Genomic DNA, 14,718 nt, shown 5'->3' with positions numbered 1-14,718 from the left:
GGCCGCAACGGGGTAGGGCCAAACGAGTGTCAGGCGCGGACAGACTCGAGTTCGTTGCCGATCCGGCGCTCCAGCTCCTGTGCCCCGATCGTCTCCGAGCCCCCATGCGCGCGCAGGAACAGCAGCGCCTCCAGCCGCAGCAAGCGCCATTCCCGTTCCGCATCCGGATTCGAGCTGTCGATCGAGCGGAAGATTTCCTTGTCGTACAGATTCGGTTCGTTGAGCGAGCGCTGCCGCACCTTGGCGTTGATCCGGGCTTTGAACGGGTCCGTTTCCATGGTGTCCGGCGTGCGGAGGAGCCTCTCGTACACGGTGGCGCGTTCCTCCTGCCCGAGCCTGCGGCAGATGTAGCTGGAGAGCGCCAGGGCCGACTCCACCGATGCCCACCGTCCGGGGTTCCCGTCGAAGGGCAGGACGTTGAGCAGGTCGGCGACAGCGAGGGCGTTCTCGGCGTCCTTGCGGAGGATGAACAGCTCGTGCGCCAGATCGCTGAGGTCCTTGAGGCAGCTGCCGGACTTGGTATTAATGCCCTTGACCGGCCGCTCGGCGAGCAGCTGCACGCCCACGGCGTCCGGGTGTGCCGCCGCGGCCGCTTCCACCACGGATTCCGGTGTTCCCTCGGGGGACGGGATCAGTGCCAGGTCCGCCTCGCTCGGGCCGCTCGCTGCCGGCGGCCCGGCAGGCAGGGGAGGGACGACGACGGCGGGCGGCGCAGGGGGAGCGCCGGGAGTTTCAGCGGCGGGATCCGGCGTGGCGCCCTCTGCGGCGTCTTCCTTCCCGGCGCCGCCGCGACCGGTGCCGTTGTCGACGTCGGGGCTGGTACCACGCGGGGGAGGCTTCCCGGCGCCGTCCTCTCGGGCGGTAACCCCGAAGTCGGGAATGTCACCGCGGGCGGGAACCTCGGCCGCGTGCTCGGGGGCGTCCAGGACCGAGACGGCGGAACCGGCAGCGATCCGCAGCATTCCGCCGCCAGTCAGGGTCGCGAGAACCAGCGCGGGGGTGCCGAAGTCGTCCGTTTCTACGTCAACACGCTGGATCTCAGCGGAGCGTTTGCCGTCCGGAAGGAGCAGGTGGTGCCCGGTCTGCAGGGATCCAGCCGGCTGTTCGCTGTAGTTCCGGGAGGCTGGCGGGTGGGTCATCGGGGGTCCTTAAATTCTCTTATGGTCCGCCCAACAGTCTACAAAGGCAGGTGGTGAAGTCAGGGACGCCGGCGTTGCCTCGAGCGTCCCGGGGACTCCGCCGGGCACGCCGGGGCCGCCCGGCGGCGGTCAGTTGCCGACGCCTGCGAAGGCCAGCGCCTGACGGATCAGCGCCGCCCGGCCGCCGCTGAATTCGAGCTGCACATCCGAGCTCATTACTTCCTGGGGCGTCATCCACGTGAGCTCGAGGGCGTCCTGCCGCGGCGAGCATTCGCCGGTGACGGGGATGATGTACGCCAGCGCGACGGCGTGCTGGCGGTCATCGGTAAATCCGGTGTGGGACGGGGCGGGGAAGTATTCGGCGACCGTGAACGGCACCGGGCTGATGGGAAGTTGCGGGAACGCCAGCGGGCCGAGGTCCTTCTCCATGTGGCGCAGGAGCGCGGCGCGGATGGTCTCGCGGTAGAGCACGCGGCCGGAGACGAGGGACCGGATCATGTTGCCGTCCTCATCGGCCTGCAGCAGCGTACCGACTTCGTTCACGAACCCGAGCGGATCCAGCCTGACGGGCACGGCCTCGACGTAGACCATCGGCAGCCTGCCCCGCGCCTCGAACAAATCGTCTTCGGAGAGCCAGCCGGGATTCGGGTCAGGAGTGCGAACGTTCATGGTTAAGTTCTACCGCATCCCTGCCCGAACCCCGCCGTCCGTCAGATCGCCAGTACTGTTTCCAGCGGCTCGCCGGCGGCGATCCGTGCCAGCAGCGCCGGTTCGGCGGCGTCCGAGGCGAGCGCCTGCCCTAGTACATCGGCCGCGGCTTGCGGGGCCAGGACAATCACCCCGTTGTCGTCTCCGAGCACCCAATCGCCCGGATTGACCCGGACGCCGCCGCACTGCACCGGGACGTTCACCGCGGAGCCGCCGCTGTGGACTCTTTTGGTGGTCAGGCATGAAGTTCCGCGGGCGAAGACCGGCAGGCCGGTGGCGCGGAGTTCCACAAGGTCGGTGGCTACGCCGTCGACGACGACGCCCGCGGCGCCTTGCGCGGTGGCCGCCGCGGCGGTGACGGCGCCCACGGGCGCGTGCCGGTGGTCACCGGACATGTCCACGACCAGCACAGCGCCGGGATACAGCTCCAGCAAGGCGCGGTTCATGGCGAATGCGTCGTGATCTGAGATGCGCACCGTGACGGCTGGCCCGGCCATCTTGACGCCGTCGAGCAGCGACTGGATGGCCGGATCCACAAAACCGTCCTCCAGGAAATGCCCGATCGTTGGGTAACTGACGGCAGCCAGCCCCTCGACCAGGCCGGTGCTCACGGCGCCCCCGGTGCGACCGCGCCCGGATCCGTGCCCTGGACCGCTTCGCCGGCAAGTACGGCCACGCACTCGATTTCCAGCGAGACGCCCCACAGGCTGACGCAGACCGTAGTCCGCGCCGGCCTGGCAGTGGCGAAGAACTCGGTATAGACCCGGTTGTAGTCCTCCAGCCGGCCGGGATCGGTGAGATAGGCGTTGACCTTGACCACGTGCTCGAGGCCGGACCCGGCGGCCTCAAGCACTGACTGGAGGTTGCGCAGCGTCTGCCGCACCTGGTCCTCGAACGTATCGGGCTGGTCGTCCAGCCCGCTGATCGCGGGAATCTGGCCGGCGGTGAACACGAAGCCGTTGGCGACGACGGCCTGCGAGAAAGGGCCGACGGCGGCCGCGCCGCCCGGTATCTCCGCGATCCGGCGGATACCGCCCCCAACGGGAAGGACAGTGGGACGATCGGTGGGAAGAACGGTCATTTGGCTGCCGCCGCTTCGGCCGCGTCGGCGGGAGCCATGTCGACGGCGTCGATGTTGCCGTGGCGGGTTTCCGTCAGGACGAACAAGGCGCCGAGCGAGACCAGGGCGGCGGCCATGATGTACCACGCGATGGACGAACTCTGGTGGGTCACGCCCAGCAGCCAGGTGGTGATGAACGGTGTTGCTGCGCTGCCCAGGAGGCCGGAAAGCATGTAGGCGACGGACAGGCCCGAGTAGCGGACCTTGGAGCCGAAGAGCTCAGCGAGGAAGGTTGCGATCGGACCGTAGTTGGCGGCGAAGGCGGTCATCATTGCCAGGTAGGCGACGAAGAGCAAGGGCACAGATTTTGTGTCCATGAGCCAGAACATCGGGAAAGCCAAAGCGGCCTCGGCGACTACGCCCGCGTAGATGATCGGCTTGCGGCCGTACTTGTCAGAGAGCTGGCCGAAGAAGGGGATCAGGACAAAACACAGGGCACAGGCGGCCAGGACGACCCAGAGCATGAGCGCCTCTGAATGCCCCAGTTCCTTCTTGCCATATGACACGCCGGAGGCCACCAGCAGCGTAAAGGTGCTTCCCGTGGACAGCGTTGCGACACCGCCCAGAATGACCTGCTTCCAGTACTTGGCCATGAGGGCGGCGAACGGCAGTTTAGCCTTGGCCCCGGCGTCCTTGACCGCCTGGAAGGACGGGGTTTCCTCGATGTGGAGCCGGATGTAGATGCCCACCGCCACGAGCAGCGCGGAAGCCAGGAACGGGATGCGCCAACCCCAACTGAGGAGGGCTTCGGTGCTGACGCTCGAGGCGACAATGAGAAACGCGACGTTGGCGATCAGGGTACCGGCCGGCACGCCCACCTGGACCAGGGATCCGTAGAACCCCCGCCTGGACGGGGGTGCGTGCTCCACCGTCATCAGGACGGCGCCGCCCCATTCGCCGCCCAAGGCCAAACCCTGGATGACGCGCAGGAAGAGCAGCAGCAGCGGGGCCATGATGCCGATGCTGTTGTAGTCCGGCAGCAGCCCGATAGCGAACGTGGCGGCGCCCATGGTCAGCAGCGAGATCAGCAGCATGGATTTCCGGCCCAGCCGGTCCCCGAAGTGGCCGAAGATAATGGCACCCACCATGCGGGCGATATAGGCGGACGCGAAGGTTCCGAAGGCGAGCATAGTGCCGACGACGGGGTCAAAGCTCGGGAAGAAGATCTTGTTGAAGACCAGCGCGGAGGCTGTCCCGAAGACGAAGAGGTCGTACCACTCGACGGTGGTGCCGATGACGCTCGCGACGGCGATCTTGCGCATTTTGGCGAGGTCCAGCCGAGCGGCTTGGGATGTGGTTTCTACCAGTTGAGCCATCAGTTCTCCAGATGGGGGTGCGGGGACGAATGTCCGGTGCAAGGTAGAAGCCAACTATTCTGTGTTGGCGATCACAGCTCAATGGCGAAAAATCCACCAATAAAGCTCTCTGATTGGGTGTTCACACAACGGTTAGGCCCACGCAACCACCAGCCTGGCGGCCTGGGCCGGGACGGTCAGGTCGATTCCGGTTAGTTCGTGGAAACGATTGAGCCGGTTCAGGATGGTGTTCCGATGGCAAAACAGCTGCTCGGCGGTGGCCGTAATGTTTCCGGTGGACAAGAAATGCTGCACAGTCTCCATCAGGCGCTCCCGCTCTCCGCCCCGGCACTCCGCCAGGGCTTCGTCCAACTGGGCGGCAAGGTCGAGACCCGCATCTTGAAGATTCTGTTGGGCAAGCCGGGGCCAGGCAGCATCGGGGGACAAGGGGCCGGCATCGCCCGGGCGAAGCAGGGCCGCGAGGCTCTCCGCCGTCCGGGCCGCGGAGGGCAGGCCACGGAGGCCGTGGACCTCCGGAACGTAGCCGCAGGGAATGTCGGCCAGGTTTGCGGGCAATTGCTGCCCGGCCATGCGCACGTCCCGGGCTTTGCGCTGGGGAAGCTGCCAAAACAGATAGGTGTTTCCGCCGGATTCGTGCAGGAACAGCCTGTGGCGGCGCTGGCCGGAACCTAAGTTCGTTGCGGCCGCTCGAAGCCGGGCTCCCGGTTCACCGCTTGCAGCCACGAGGCCACACCGCGAATCAGCCCCAATGCCCAAGGCTGAGCCAACCTGGGCGGAAGTTTCGGCGGAGGGCGTGCTTTGGTTGAACAGCCGCGCGATGAATTCCTGCTGGATGCTGGATTCCTCCTGGGCCATGCGAACGCGCTCGGTCAGGTAGCTCATGTGGGTCCGGGTGGCGAATTCGTCGACTACCCGCCAGACCTGGTCCACCCGTGAAGCCAGCAGGGCTGCGTCCTCCGGGGCGGCGATGTCGAGGAGGTCGGCCCACAGGATGCTGAAGTCCAGTCGCACGGCCGATGTCAGGGACTCCGGCGGAATCCCGGACCGCGCGCGCTTGGAACCGAGGTCCGAAGCGAAGGCGAGCAGCCCGTCCCGTCCGTTGGCAGCCTGAACACGCCGAAGGCCGTGGATAAGGAGGCGGAACGTTTCCCTCGCCGTGTTCCGAATCTCCGGGACAGTCACCTGGCTTTCCCCATACTCCGGGATTTGCCGGACCCGGGCAGTGAACGCCAGGGCGAGGGCGTCCAGCCGCCCCTCCAGCTGGTCCACCAGTTCACTCCAACGGACTTCGTCGCCTGGCGATTCAAAATTGTGCATTCCCACATTCTAGGGCCGGAGATGCGTGGCGCACCGCTAGTTTTTTTGGGAAAAGCTACTGGCAGAATGGAGCGAAGCGCGGGGTGAGGCCAATCACAACCGTCGAACGATGCGCCGCCGTCACGGATTGACGCGGTTGGCTGCAGTCAAGTCCAGTCACATTCTTTGGAGCAATCATGGCAAGAAGCGCAAGCAACGCCACCACCATCGCCACCCCGCAGACTTCCGGGGTCGTCGATGAGAGCGTGGCCAAGAAAGTCGCCCTCGCGGCGCTCGTCGGAACGGCACTGGAGTGGTACGACTTCTTCCTGTTCACCACCGCCGCGGCACTCGTGTTCAACGCGCAGTACTTCGTGTCGCAGGACCCCTTCGTGTCGGCGATGAGCTCCTTCGCCACGCTGGCGGTGGGATTCGTGGCCCGCCCGATCGGCGGCTTCATCTTCGGATCCCTGGGTGACAAAATCGGCCGCAAGAAGATCCTGATGGTCACCATCGTCGGCATCGGCATCGTGACCGGCCTGATCGGTCTGCTGCCCAACTACATGACCATCGGCGTAGCAGCACCTATCCTGCTGGTCGCGCTGCGGATCCTGCAGGGACTCGCCGTCGGCGGCGAGTGGAGCGGCGCGGTGATCATCGCCGTCGAAAACGCCCCCGTTGCCAAGCGCGCCCGCTATGCGGCCCTGCCGCAGATCGGGTCCCCGATCGGCACCATCCTGTCCTCGGGCGGCTTCTTCGGAATGCTGTACCTCGTGGGCCAGACCAACTTCGACGCGTGGGGCTGGCGCATCCCGTTCATCGCGGCGCTGCCGTTGCTGGCCGTCTCCATGTGGATCCGCAGCAAGCTCAGCGAGTCTCCTGAATTCGAAGCGCTCATGGAGTCCGGCGAGACCGAGCACGCACCCATCCGCGGCGTGCTGACGAAGAGCTGGCGCCAGATCCTGGTGGGCATGTGCTCGGCGCTGCTTGGGATCGGCGGTTTCTACCTCATCACCAGCTTCGTGGTCTTCTACGGCACCAGGATCCTCAAGATGCCCTACGAAACCCTCCTGCTCGGCTCGCTCCTGGCCGCCGTGGTGGAAATCTTCGTCCTGATCTGGGCCGGACGCATGGGCGAGAAGTTCGGAGCCAGCAAAGTCATCCTCTGGGGTGGCGTCGCATCAGCCGCCATCGCAGTACCCGTCTTCCTGGCCATCGACACCGCCAACCCCGTCCTGGTGGTCCTGGCCATGATCGTCGGCGTGTCTACGCTGTCCATCCCGTACGCCGTGTCCGGAACGGCCCTCACCGCGCTCTTCGCCACGAAGGTCCGCTACACCGGCGTCGCCATCACGTCCAACAGCGCCGGCGTCATCTCGGGCTTCGTGCCGCTGATCGCCACGGCCCTCGTGGCCGCCAACGGCAACTCGTTCTGGCCGGGTGCCATCATCCTGCTGGTCGTGTCCGTGCTGACGGCGCTGTCCGGCATCCTCCTCCCCGCACTCAGCATCGAAGAAGAGGGAATGAAGCATTGAGCACCACAACCACCGCAGGGCACCTGATCGTTGCCCAGCTGGAACGAGCCGGCATCCAGCGCGTCTACGGCGTCCCCGGCGAAAGCTTCCTGGACGTGCTGGACGGCCTGCACGATTCCTCAATTGAAACTGTGGTGACCCGCCACGAAGGCGGCGCCGGGTTCATGGCCCTCGCTGAAGGCCGGCTCACGGAGCTCCCCGGCGTCGCCATGGTGACCCGGGGTCCCGGCGCCGCCAACGCCTTCATTGCCATCCACACCGCGCACCAGGACGCCACCCCGATGATCCTGTTCGTCGGCCTCATCCCGGTCGCGGACCGCGGCCGGGAGTCGTTCCAGGAATTCGACATCAACGCCTGGTTCGGCAGCACGGCGAAGAAGGTCGTGACGCTCGACGACGCAGCCTCCGCGGCCCGCGTGGTGGATGACGCCATCTTCACCGCACTGAGCGGCCGCCCGGGCCCGGTGGTGATCGGCCTTCCCGAAGACGTGCTGGTCCACGCCATCGAATCGGGCACCGTGGAGCCCCGCACCGTCGCCCGCACCGAACCCGCAGCGGCGGACCTCGCCGGCCTCGAGACCAAGCTCGCCTCGGCCAGGAAGCCCCTGATCGTGGTCGGCGGCGAAGGCTGGGACCAGGACTCCTCCGACGCGCTGGCCGGCTGGGCGTCCCGCCACGGCGTCCCCGTACTCGCGGATTTCCGCGCCTACGACGCCGTCCCGCACAGCAGTGACTCCTACGCCGGATATCTGGGCTACGCCCGCAGCGACGCCAACGCCCGCCGGCTCGACGAAGCCGATCTGCTGGTGTTTGTCGGCTGCGTCCGCGCCGACGTCCTCTCCGACGGCTACAAGCGCGGACTGGATGCCGCCACCGTGGTGGTCAACCCCGACGCGGACCTGCTGGGCCACTTCGGCCGGCTGGACCAGCACATTCCGGCCCACGTCGCGTCCTTCGCCAAGGCACTCGCCGTCACGGACTCCACGGTGGAACCCGCGGCCGGCTGGCTGGCGGGGGCCCGCGCGGACTACGAAAAGTTCTCCACGGCGCAGCCGGACAGCGGGAACGAAGTGGACTCAAAATATGTGGACCTCGCCGTCGTAATGGAAATCCTCAAACAGGAAATGGACGACGACGCCGTCATCACCTACGGGGCAGGGAACCACTCGCTGTGGCCGGCCCGCTACCTCAAGCACAACACGGCAAACTCACTCGCCGCGCCCCGGAACGGTGCCATGGGCATGGGGATCCCGGCGGCGGTGGCCGCCTCCCTCGCGTACCCCGGCCGCCAGGTGATCTCCGTGGCCGGGGACGGCTGCTTTCTGATGAACGGCCAGGAAATGGCCACGGCCATGGGCCATAGCGCGAAGTTCATCGCCCTCGTGGTGGACAACGGCATCTTTGCCACGATCCGCGAACACCAGGAAGGCCACTACCCGGGCCGCCCCTCAGGCACCCATATGACCAACCCGGACTTCGCCGCGCTGGCCCGGTCCTACGGCGGCTACGGCGAACGCGTGGAGAAAGCGGAGGACTTCGGCGCCGCCTTCCGCCGCGCCGTCGAATCCGGGCTGCCGGCGGTCCTGCACCTCCCGCAGGACCCCGCCACCCGCTCACCCAAAACTTCCAGCAACTGACCGGAGCCCGCCATGATCACCCTTCACAACATCATCAACGGTGAAATCGTCCACGGGAGTGCGGCAGGCGGTCCGGCCGAGGCCACCCTGCCGTTCTTCGACCCCGCCACCGGAGTCCAGCTCGGCACCGCCCCGGACAGCGACGCCGCCACGGTGGACCGCGCGTTCCAGGCCGCTCGCACGGCCTTCCAAAGCTACAAGCGGACCACGCCGGCGGAACGTCAGGCCATGATGCTCAAACTCGCCGACCTCATCGAAGCCAACGTTGACAGGCTCCTGGACGCCGAGGTGGCCTGCACCGGCAAACCCCGCGAGATCACCCGCGAGATCGAAATCCTCCGCGGGGCCGACCAGCTGCGCTTCTTTGCCGGCGCCTGCCGCGTGGTGTCCGGGACCGCGCAGACCGAATACGTCCGTGGCTTTTCCTCGACAGTCCGGCGGGAACCGCTCGGCGTGGTCGCCCAGATCACCCCATGGAACTATCCGTTCATGATGGCCATCTGGAAGATCGGACCGGCGCTCGCCGCCGGCAACACCCTGGTGCTGAAACCGGCGGACACCACGCCCTGGTCCACCCTGGTCCTGGGCGAGCTGGCGCAGGAAGCCTACCCCGCCGGCGTCGTGAACGTCATCTGCGGCGGACGCGCGACCGGTGCCGCCATGGTGGAGTCCGAGATCCCCGAAATGGTGTCCATCACCGGCTCCACCCGGGCCGGCGCGCAGGTGATGTCCGCGGCGTCGAAGACCCTCAAGGACGTCCACCTGGAACTCGGCGGCAAGGCGCCGGCGATCGTCTTCGCGGACACCGATATTGACCTGGCGGCCCGCGAGATCGCGCTCGGTGCGTTCTTCAACGCCGGACAGGACTGCACCGCGGTGACCCGCGTGCTTGTGGAGGAATCGATCCACCAGGAGTTCGGCGCCGCGCTCGCCGGAGCGGCCGCAGCGCTGAGGGTCGGCGGCGACGCCGCGGATCTGGGGCCGCTGAACAGCGCCGCGCAGCTGGACCGGGTGGAGGGCTTTATGTCCCGGCTGCCGGCGAACGCGAAGGTCCTCGCCGGGGGCAAGCGCACCGGCGCCGGCTTCCACTTCGAACCGACCGTGATCGACGGCGTGGTCCAGGCCGACGAGGTGGTGTGCGAGGAAATCTTCGGACCCGTCGTCACCATCCAGCCCTTCCGGGGCGAGGCCGAAGCAGTGGAGCTCGCCAACGGGACGAAGTACGCGCTGGCCTCCAGCGTCTGGTCCAACAACCACGGCATCGTCACCCGGGTGTCCAACGAGCTGGACTTCGGCGCTGTCTGGATCAACTGCCACCAGGTGATCCCCGCCGAAGCCCCGCACGGCGGTTTCAAGCACTCCGGCACCGGCAAGGACCTCTCCGTCTTTGGCCTGGAGGATTACACCCGCATCAAGTCAGTCACCACCTCCCACCGCTGAGAACCACGCTAGGTAACCATGAAACTCGATCTGCTGCTGCGAAACGCGGACATCATCACCATGGACGGGCGCCGCCCCCATGCCACCTCGCTGGGTGTCTGGCAGGGCCGGATCGTGGGTCTCGACGATGACCTGGACGGGCTGGAGGCCGCCGAAGTCCTGGACCTCAGCGGCGCCACCGTGACTCCCGGCTTCATCGACGCCCACTGCCACACCACCTGGTTCGGGCTGGGCCTCGGCGAACTGGACGTCTCCGCCGCGCGCGGACTGAATCAGCTCTACGCCCTGCTGGAGGCCGGCATGGCGGCAGACAGTGCCGCGGAATCGCCCTCAACCGCTGAATCCGGGGCCGGCGCGGCGCCCGGCTGGCTCCTGGCCACCGGATTCAGCCAGCAGCAGCACGGCGGCGAGTTTCCGGACATCGCCGTGCTGGACCGGATCACGGGCAGCCGGCCGCTGTTCATGCGGCACAACTCCGGCCACATGGCCGTCGTCAACACCGCCGCGCTCCGGCTTGCCGGCGCCGATACGGCGTCGTTTCCGGACCCCGACGGCGGCGTGATTGTTCGCGATGCCGGCGGCCGCCCGACCGGGCTGGTCCAGGAAACGGCGCAGCAACTGATCCAGCAGCTGATCCTGCCGTACTCCAGCGAGGCGATTGAAGCCGCGCTGGACCGGGCCACCAGCTACTACGCCGCAGAGGGCATCACAAGCTTCACCGAGGCGGGGATCGGCGGCGGCTGGATCGGCCACAGCCCGGTGGAGCTGGCCGCCTACCAGCGGGCGGCGTCCGCGGGCAGGCTCCACGCCCGCGCGCAGCTGATGCCGGTCCTTGATGTGCTCCACCCGCTCGGCGGACAGCAACCGCGGGGCGCGGCGCCGGCCGGCCTGGACCTCGGCATCGCCAGCGGTTTCGGCGGCGACTTCCTGTCGCTGGGCCCGGCGAAGGTGTTCCTGGACGGCTCCCTGCTCGGCGAAACGGCGGCAGTCAGTGAGGACTACTGCAGCCACGGCGGAACGGACAACGCGGGCAACACCGGCTACTTCCAGGCGGAACCGGAGGCCCTCCGGGACAAGATCGAGGCTGCCTACGCGGCGGGCTGGTCGATCGCCGCGCATGCCATCGGCGACCGCGCCATAGACCTCGCGATCGACATCATCTCCGATTGCGCGGGGAAGTATCCGCCCCGGGCCGTGCCCAACAGGATCGAGCACGCCTCGATGACCCGGCCGGACCAGCTTCCGCGGCTCGCCGCAGCCGGTATCGCCGTCACCCCGCAGGCCAGCTTCTTCTTCAACGGCGGGGACGGAATGACCGCCTCGCTGGGCCCGGAAAGGCTCGGCTGGGCCTACCGTGCGGCGTCGTTCCTTTCGGCTGGGGTGACGCTCGCCGGGAGCTCCGACCGCCCCGTCGCAGACGGAAATGTGCTCCGCGGAATGCAGGCCTTCGTTGACCGGTGCACTGAATCCGGGACCGTTTTCGGCAACCAGGACGAGCGGCTGAGCCCGTTCCAGGCCTTGGCGGCGTACACCACCGGGGCCGCCGCAGCCACCGGCACGTCTGGTGTCAAGGGCTCACTGACCGCCGGGAAGTTGGCCGACTTCACCGTCTTGTCCGGGTCCCCGCTCCTTGCCCGAAATATCGCGGAGCTCAAGGTCCTGGCCACCGCCGTCGGGGGGACCTTCACATTCCAGGCGCCTGGTATGCGGTTCCGGCCAGCGGACGATCCTGCCGCGGCCACACCATTCTCAAGCACAGCTACCAACCGTTCATAGGGGAACACCGTGACTTCTCAGACCACTTTCAGCACCCGCGACGCCGCATTCGTGCGGGACTTCCACATCATGAGCCAATTCGGCGCCACCGAGAACGGCGGCGTCGAACGGCAGGCCGCCAGCGCCCCGGACGGGCAACAGCGGCAATGGCTTACAGGCCTGCTGGAGGCGCAGGGCTTCACCGTTGAGTTCGACCGGGCCGGCAATCAGTGGGGCCTGTACGAGGCAGTGCCGGGAGCGCCCTTTGTTGTGGTGGGCTCGCATATGGATTCGCAGCCGACGGCGGGACGGTACGACGGCGCCTACGGGGTGCTCGCCGCAGCCCACGCGGCCTTCCGGCTCGTCGAGCAGTGGGCCGCCGCCGGACCCGACGGGCAGCCCCAGTTCAATGTCGCGGTGGTCAATTGGTTCAACGAGGAGGGCTCCCGCTTCAAGCCGTCCATGATGGGATCCTCCGTCTACACAGGAAAACTCGAACTCGAGACCGCGCTGGCCACCACGGACGCGGCCGGCGTCTCGGTCCGCGAGGCATTGGACGCGATCGGCTGCCGTGGCACCTACGAGGGACCGGAGGCCGCGTACTGCGCCGAAATCCACATTGAGCAGGGCCGAAGCATGGAACGGGAAGGCATCACCATCGGCCTGGTTAATTCCAACTGGGCCGCCAACAAATACGAGTTCGTGGTCCACGGCGAGCAGGCACACACCGGCTCCACCGTGATCGCCGACCGGAAAGACGCGCTGCTGGGGGCATCGATGATGGTCGTGGCAGCCCGTGAACTCGCGGATACTTTTCCGGGCGTGCTGCACACCTCCGTCGGGCAGCTGACTGTGTACCCGAACTCGCCCGTAGTGGTGCCCTCCCGCGTCAGCCTGCTGCTGGACCTGCGCAGCGCCGATGAGGCCGTCCTGGGCGAGGCAGATGCCATGCTGCATCAGCGGATCTCCGGGATCGAGCGGCTCGCGAACGTGACCGTGGAACGCAACCACGCCCACTCGTGGCCGGTGACGCCGTATCAGCCCGAGGGCGTTGAGCTGGCCGCGAAGGTGGCGGCGGACCTGGGAATGGCGAACAAACAGGTCATGACCCTGGCCGGCCACGATTCGACCAACATGAAGGACCTCGTGCCAACCGTGATGCTGTTCGTGCCCAGCGTGGACGGGATCTCCCACAACGAGCACGAATACACCACCGACGAGGACATCGTGGCAGGGCTGACCATGCTGACGGAGGTCGTCAACCGGCTCTGCAACGGAGTGCTGGCCGACTGACGCCGCGGCGGATCCGGCTCAGCTCGGCGACGGGGCCGCTGCGATCCAGAGCGGCGGGCGGGCAGAAGTGCCGGCCGCGTCCGGGTTGGCCACGTGCAGCGTGGGGATGGCGGCTTCCTCGATCACTGCCACCTCGTGTCCCGCTGCGGCAAGGCGTTCACGGAGGGCGTGCAGGTCGCCGGCGTACTCGAAGCCCATGCCGGCGCGGCCGGCACCGGTGACGGATCCGACCATCAGGATCCCACCGTTTTTCGCCGTGAAGGCTTCTGATTCCACGTTGTCCGGGTCGCTGCTGCCCGGATTCGGGCGGGCCAGGGCGCCGATGTCGCGCAGGGTTCGGGCCGCCGCCACAGCGTCCTCGGAGAACCAAACCACGACGACGGCGAGGCCCGGATCCGCTTCCGTCGACCCGCCCCAGCTCCCGTCCGCGGCGCGCGTCGCCGGGTCGGCCAGGAAACTGAACCCGTCCGGCGCCGTGACGCGGCAGGAGGGGCCGTGGTCCGCGTCGATGAGTTCCGCGGTGGTGCCGCCGTCGGCGGCCCCCGCCTCCTGGGTGCGCCGGGCAAACTCCTGCAGGTTGCCCACCTCAACACCGAAGGACGTGGTGCCGTCCTCGGGGGCTCCCTGCTCGACGAAATGGAGGCCGAGGCGGCCGGAACCGGCGTCGAACTCCCGCCAGGTGGGCTCATCGACAGTCTTGACCATGCCCAGGGAGGTGAGCAGCCGCTCCCACTCATCGAGGCGGGAGGTGAAGTGGACCGGGCGAACACGCAGCATCGTTGCTCCTTAGGTTGTGACAGATCCGGCTCTCAGGGATATCGTGCCACCAAATCCGCACTCATGGTCAGGGGGGAGCACAATGGTGCCATGGCTGTTGAACTTGAGGAACTGCTGGTCAAGGACGCCGCCGAGTGGCGCGCCTGGCTCGAGCAGCATCATGCGGACAGCCCTGGCGTGTGGCTGGTGCTGCACAAAAAGGGCGGCTCGGTGACCGAGCTGGACTACGAGGCGGCGCTGCTGGAGGCGCTGTGTTTCGGCTGGATCGATGGCCAGGGCAGGCGCCGGGACGCGGAGAGCTCGTTCCAGCGGATGACCCGGAGGGGTCCGAAGAGTGTGTGGTCGGAACGGAACGTGGACCGGATCGGACGCCTCGAAGCCGCCGGGCGGATGACCCCCGCAGGGCGCGCCGCCGTCGACGCCGCCAGGGCCGACGGGCGCTGGGAAGCCGCCTATTCGGGGTCTGCGACGGCGGTGGTACCGGCGGATCTCGCGGCGGCCATCGCGGCCGAACCCCGGGCCCAGGCCATGTTCGACGTCCTGACCTCCGTCAACCGGTACGCGCTGATTTACCGGACCAACGCGGTCAAACAGGCCTCGACACGGGAGAAAAAGATCGCCCGTTTCGTCGAGATGCTGGCCCGCCACGAGACGCCGTATCCGCAGAAGAAACGCGCGGCCGGCGCCGAGTAAGGTCCTGCG

13 protein-coding genes are annotated in these 14,718 nt (G+C 67.5%); 6 read left to right on the top strand and 7 right to left on the bottom strand.

Annotated features, from left to right (window positions below; all coding sequences use genetic code 11):
• Window positions 1–29: 29 nt before the first annotated feature.
• From QFZ69_RS18410 to QFZ69_RS18385, 6 genes are all read right to left on the bottom strand, one after another.
• Window positions 30–1,139, bottom strand: a complete 1,110-nt coding sequence (locus QFZ69_RS18410) for a DUF6707 family protein (RefSeq protein ID WP_306913429.1) — start codon at window positions 1,137–1,139, stop codon at window positions 30–32.
• A gap of 129 nt (window positions 1,140–1,268) precedes the next feature.
• Window positions 1,269–1,808, bottom strand: a complete 540-nt coding sequence (locus QFZ69_RS18405; RefSeq protein ID WP_306913428.1) for an NUDIX hydrolase family protein — start codon at window positions 1,806–1,808, stop codon at window positions 1,269–1,271.
• 41 nt (window positions 1,809–1,849) lie between these two features.
• Entirely contained in the window at window positions 1,850–2,458 is a 609-nt protein-coding gene (locus QFZ69_RS18400) for an RraA family protein (RefSeq protein WP_306913426.1), read from the bottom strand.
• Window positions 2,455–2,928, bottom strand: a complete 474-nt coding sequence (locus tag QFZ69_RS18395) for a RidA family protein (protein WP_306913424.1) — start codon at window positions 2,926–2,928, stop codon at window positions 2,455–2,457. Before QFZ69_RS18395 ends, QFZ69_RS18400 begins: the two co-directional genes overlap by 4 nt.
• The gene (locus QFZ69_RS18390) at window positions 2,925–4,283 is read right to left on the bottom strand and encodes an MFS transporter (RefSeq protein WP_306913422.1); all 1,359 of its coding nucleotides are present in this window, start codon (window positions 4,281–4,283) and stop codon (window positions 2,925–2,927) included. The genes QFZ69_RS18395 and QFZ69_RS18390 overlap by 4 nt, the downstream gene beginning before the upstream one ends.
• A gap of 132 nt (window positions 4,284–4,415) precedes the next feature.
• The gene (locus tag QFZ69_RS18385; protein WP_306913420.1) at window positions 4,416–5,600 is read right to left on the bottom strand and encodes a CdaR family transcriptional regulator; all 1,185 of its coding nucleotides are present in this window, start codon (window positions 5,598–5,600) and stop codon (window positions 4,416–4,418) included.
• A gap of 176 nt (window positions 5,601–5,776) precedes the next feature.
• Here QFZ69_RS18385 and QFZ69_RS18380 point away from each other — a divergent pair, with 176 nt between their 5' ends.
• Genes QFZ69_RS18380 through QFZ69_RS18360 form a run of 5 tightly spaced genes read left to right on the top strand, consistent with a single transcriptional unit; the run spans window position 5,777 to window position 13,239 of the window.
• Window positions 5,777–7,114, top strand: a complete 1,338-nt coding sequence (locus QFZ69_RS18380) for an MFS transporter (protein WP_306913419.1) — start codon at window positions 5,777–5,779, stop codon at window positions 7,112–7,114.
• Window positions 7,111–8,751: a thiamine pyrophosphate-dependent enzyme gene (locus QFZ69_RS18375; RefSeq protein ID WP_307000324.1), complete on the top strand. Its 1,641-nt coding sequence runs from the start codon at window positions 7,111–7,113 to the stop codon at window positions 8,749–8,751. Before QFZ69_RS18380 ends, QFZ69_RS18375 begins: the two co-directional genes overlap by 4 nt.
• Before the next feature lie 12 nt (window positions 8,752–8,763).
• A complete protein-coding gene (locus QFZ69_RS18370) occupies window positions 8,764–10,191 on the top strand; it encodes a gamma-aminobutyraldehyde dehydrogenase (protein WP_306913417.1) in 1,428 nt (475 codons plus the stop codon).
• A gap of 18 nt (window positions 10,192–10,209) precedes the next feature.
• On the top strand, window positions 10,210–11,967 hold the full coding sequence (locus QFZ69_RS18365) for an amidohydrolase (RefSeq protein WP_306913415.1): 1,758 nt from the start codon (window positions 10,210–10,212) through the stop codon (window positions 11,965–11,967).
• Window positions 11,968–11,976: 9 nt separating this feature from the next.
• Complete coding sequence (locus QFZ69_RS18360; RefSeq protein ID WP_306913413.1) at window positions 11,977–13,239, top strand: M20 family metallo-hydrolase; 1,263 nt, start codon at window positions 11,977–11,979, stop codon at window positions 13,237–13,239.
• An 18-nt stretch (window positions 13,240–13,257) separates the two neighbouring features.
• On the opposite strand, the gene QFZ69_RS18355 is transcribed toward QFZ69_RS18360, so the two are convergent.
• Window positions 13,258–14,016 (bottom strand): VOC family protein, encoded by a 759-nt coding sequence (locus QFZ69_RS18355; protein WP_306913410.1) that lies wholly within the window; start codon window positions 14,014–14,016, stop codon window positions 13,258–13,260.
• Between the two features lie 90 nt (window positions 14,017–14,106).
• Here QFZ69_RS18355 and QFZ69_RS18350 point away from each other — a divergent pair, with 90 nt between their 5' ends.
• Entirely contained in the window at window positions 14,107–14,709 is a 603-nt protein-coding gene (locus QFZ69_RS18350) for a YdeI family protein (protein ID WP_306913408.1), read from the top strand.
• The last annotated feature ends 9 nt before the right edge of the window (window positions 14,710–14,718 follow it).

This window comes from Arthrobacter sp. V1I7, assembly GCF_030817015.1.
Classification (GTDB): domain Bacteria; phylum Actinomycetota; class Actinomycetes; order Actinomycetales; family Micrococcaceae; genus Arthrobacter.
Note: the sequence above shows the minus strand (reverse complement) of the source record. Positions and strands in the feature narration are given on the sequence as shown.

Bases quoted from the DNA above. Each gene is read 5' to 3' on its own strand.
- QFZ69_RS18385 (WP_306913420.1), bottom strand. From the start codon at position 5,600: ATGCACAATTTTGAATCGCCAGGCGACGAAGTCCGTTGGAGTGAACTG.
- QFZ69_RS18390 (WP_306913422.1), bottom strand. From the start codon at position 4,283: ATGGCTCAACTGGTAGAAACCACATCCCAAGCCGCTCGGCTGGACCTC.
- QFZ69_RS18380 (WP_306913419.1), top strand. From the start codon at position 5,777: ATGGCAAGAAGCGCAAGCAACGCCACCACCATCGCCACCCCGCAGACT.
- QFZ69_RS18405 (WP_306913428.1), bottom strand. From the start codon at position 1,808: ATGAACGTTCGCACTCCTGACCCGAATCCCGGCTGGCTCTCCGAAGAC.
- QFZ69_RS18355 (WP_306913410.1), bottom strand. From the start codon at position 14,016: ATGCTGCGTGTTCGCCCGGTCCACTTCACCTCCCGCCTCGATGAGTGG.
- QFZ69_RS18350 (WP_306913408.1), top strand. From the start codon at position 14,107: ATGGCTGTTGAACTTGAGGAACTGCTGGTCAAGGACGCCGCCGAGTGG.
- QFZ69_RS18365 (WP_306913415.1), top strand. From the start codon at position 10,210: ATGAAACTCGATCTGCTGCTGCGAAACGCGGACATCATCACCATGGAC.
- QFZ69_RS18410 (WP_306913429.1), bottom strand. From the start codon at position 1,139: ATGACCCACCCGCCAGCCTCCCGGAACTACAGCGAACAGCCGGCTGGA.
- QFZ69_RS18395 (WP_306913424.1), bottom strand. From the start codon at position 2,928: ATGACCGTTCTTCCCACCGATCGTCCCACTGTCCTTCCCGTTGGGGGC.
- QFZ69_RS18370 (WP_306913417.1), top strand. From the start codon at position 8,764: ATGATCACCCTTCACAACATCATCAACGGTGAAATCGTCCACGGGAGT.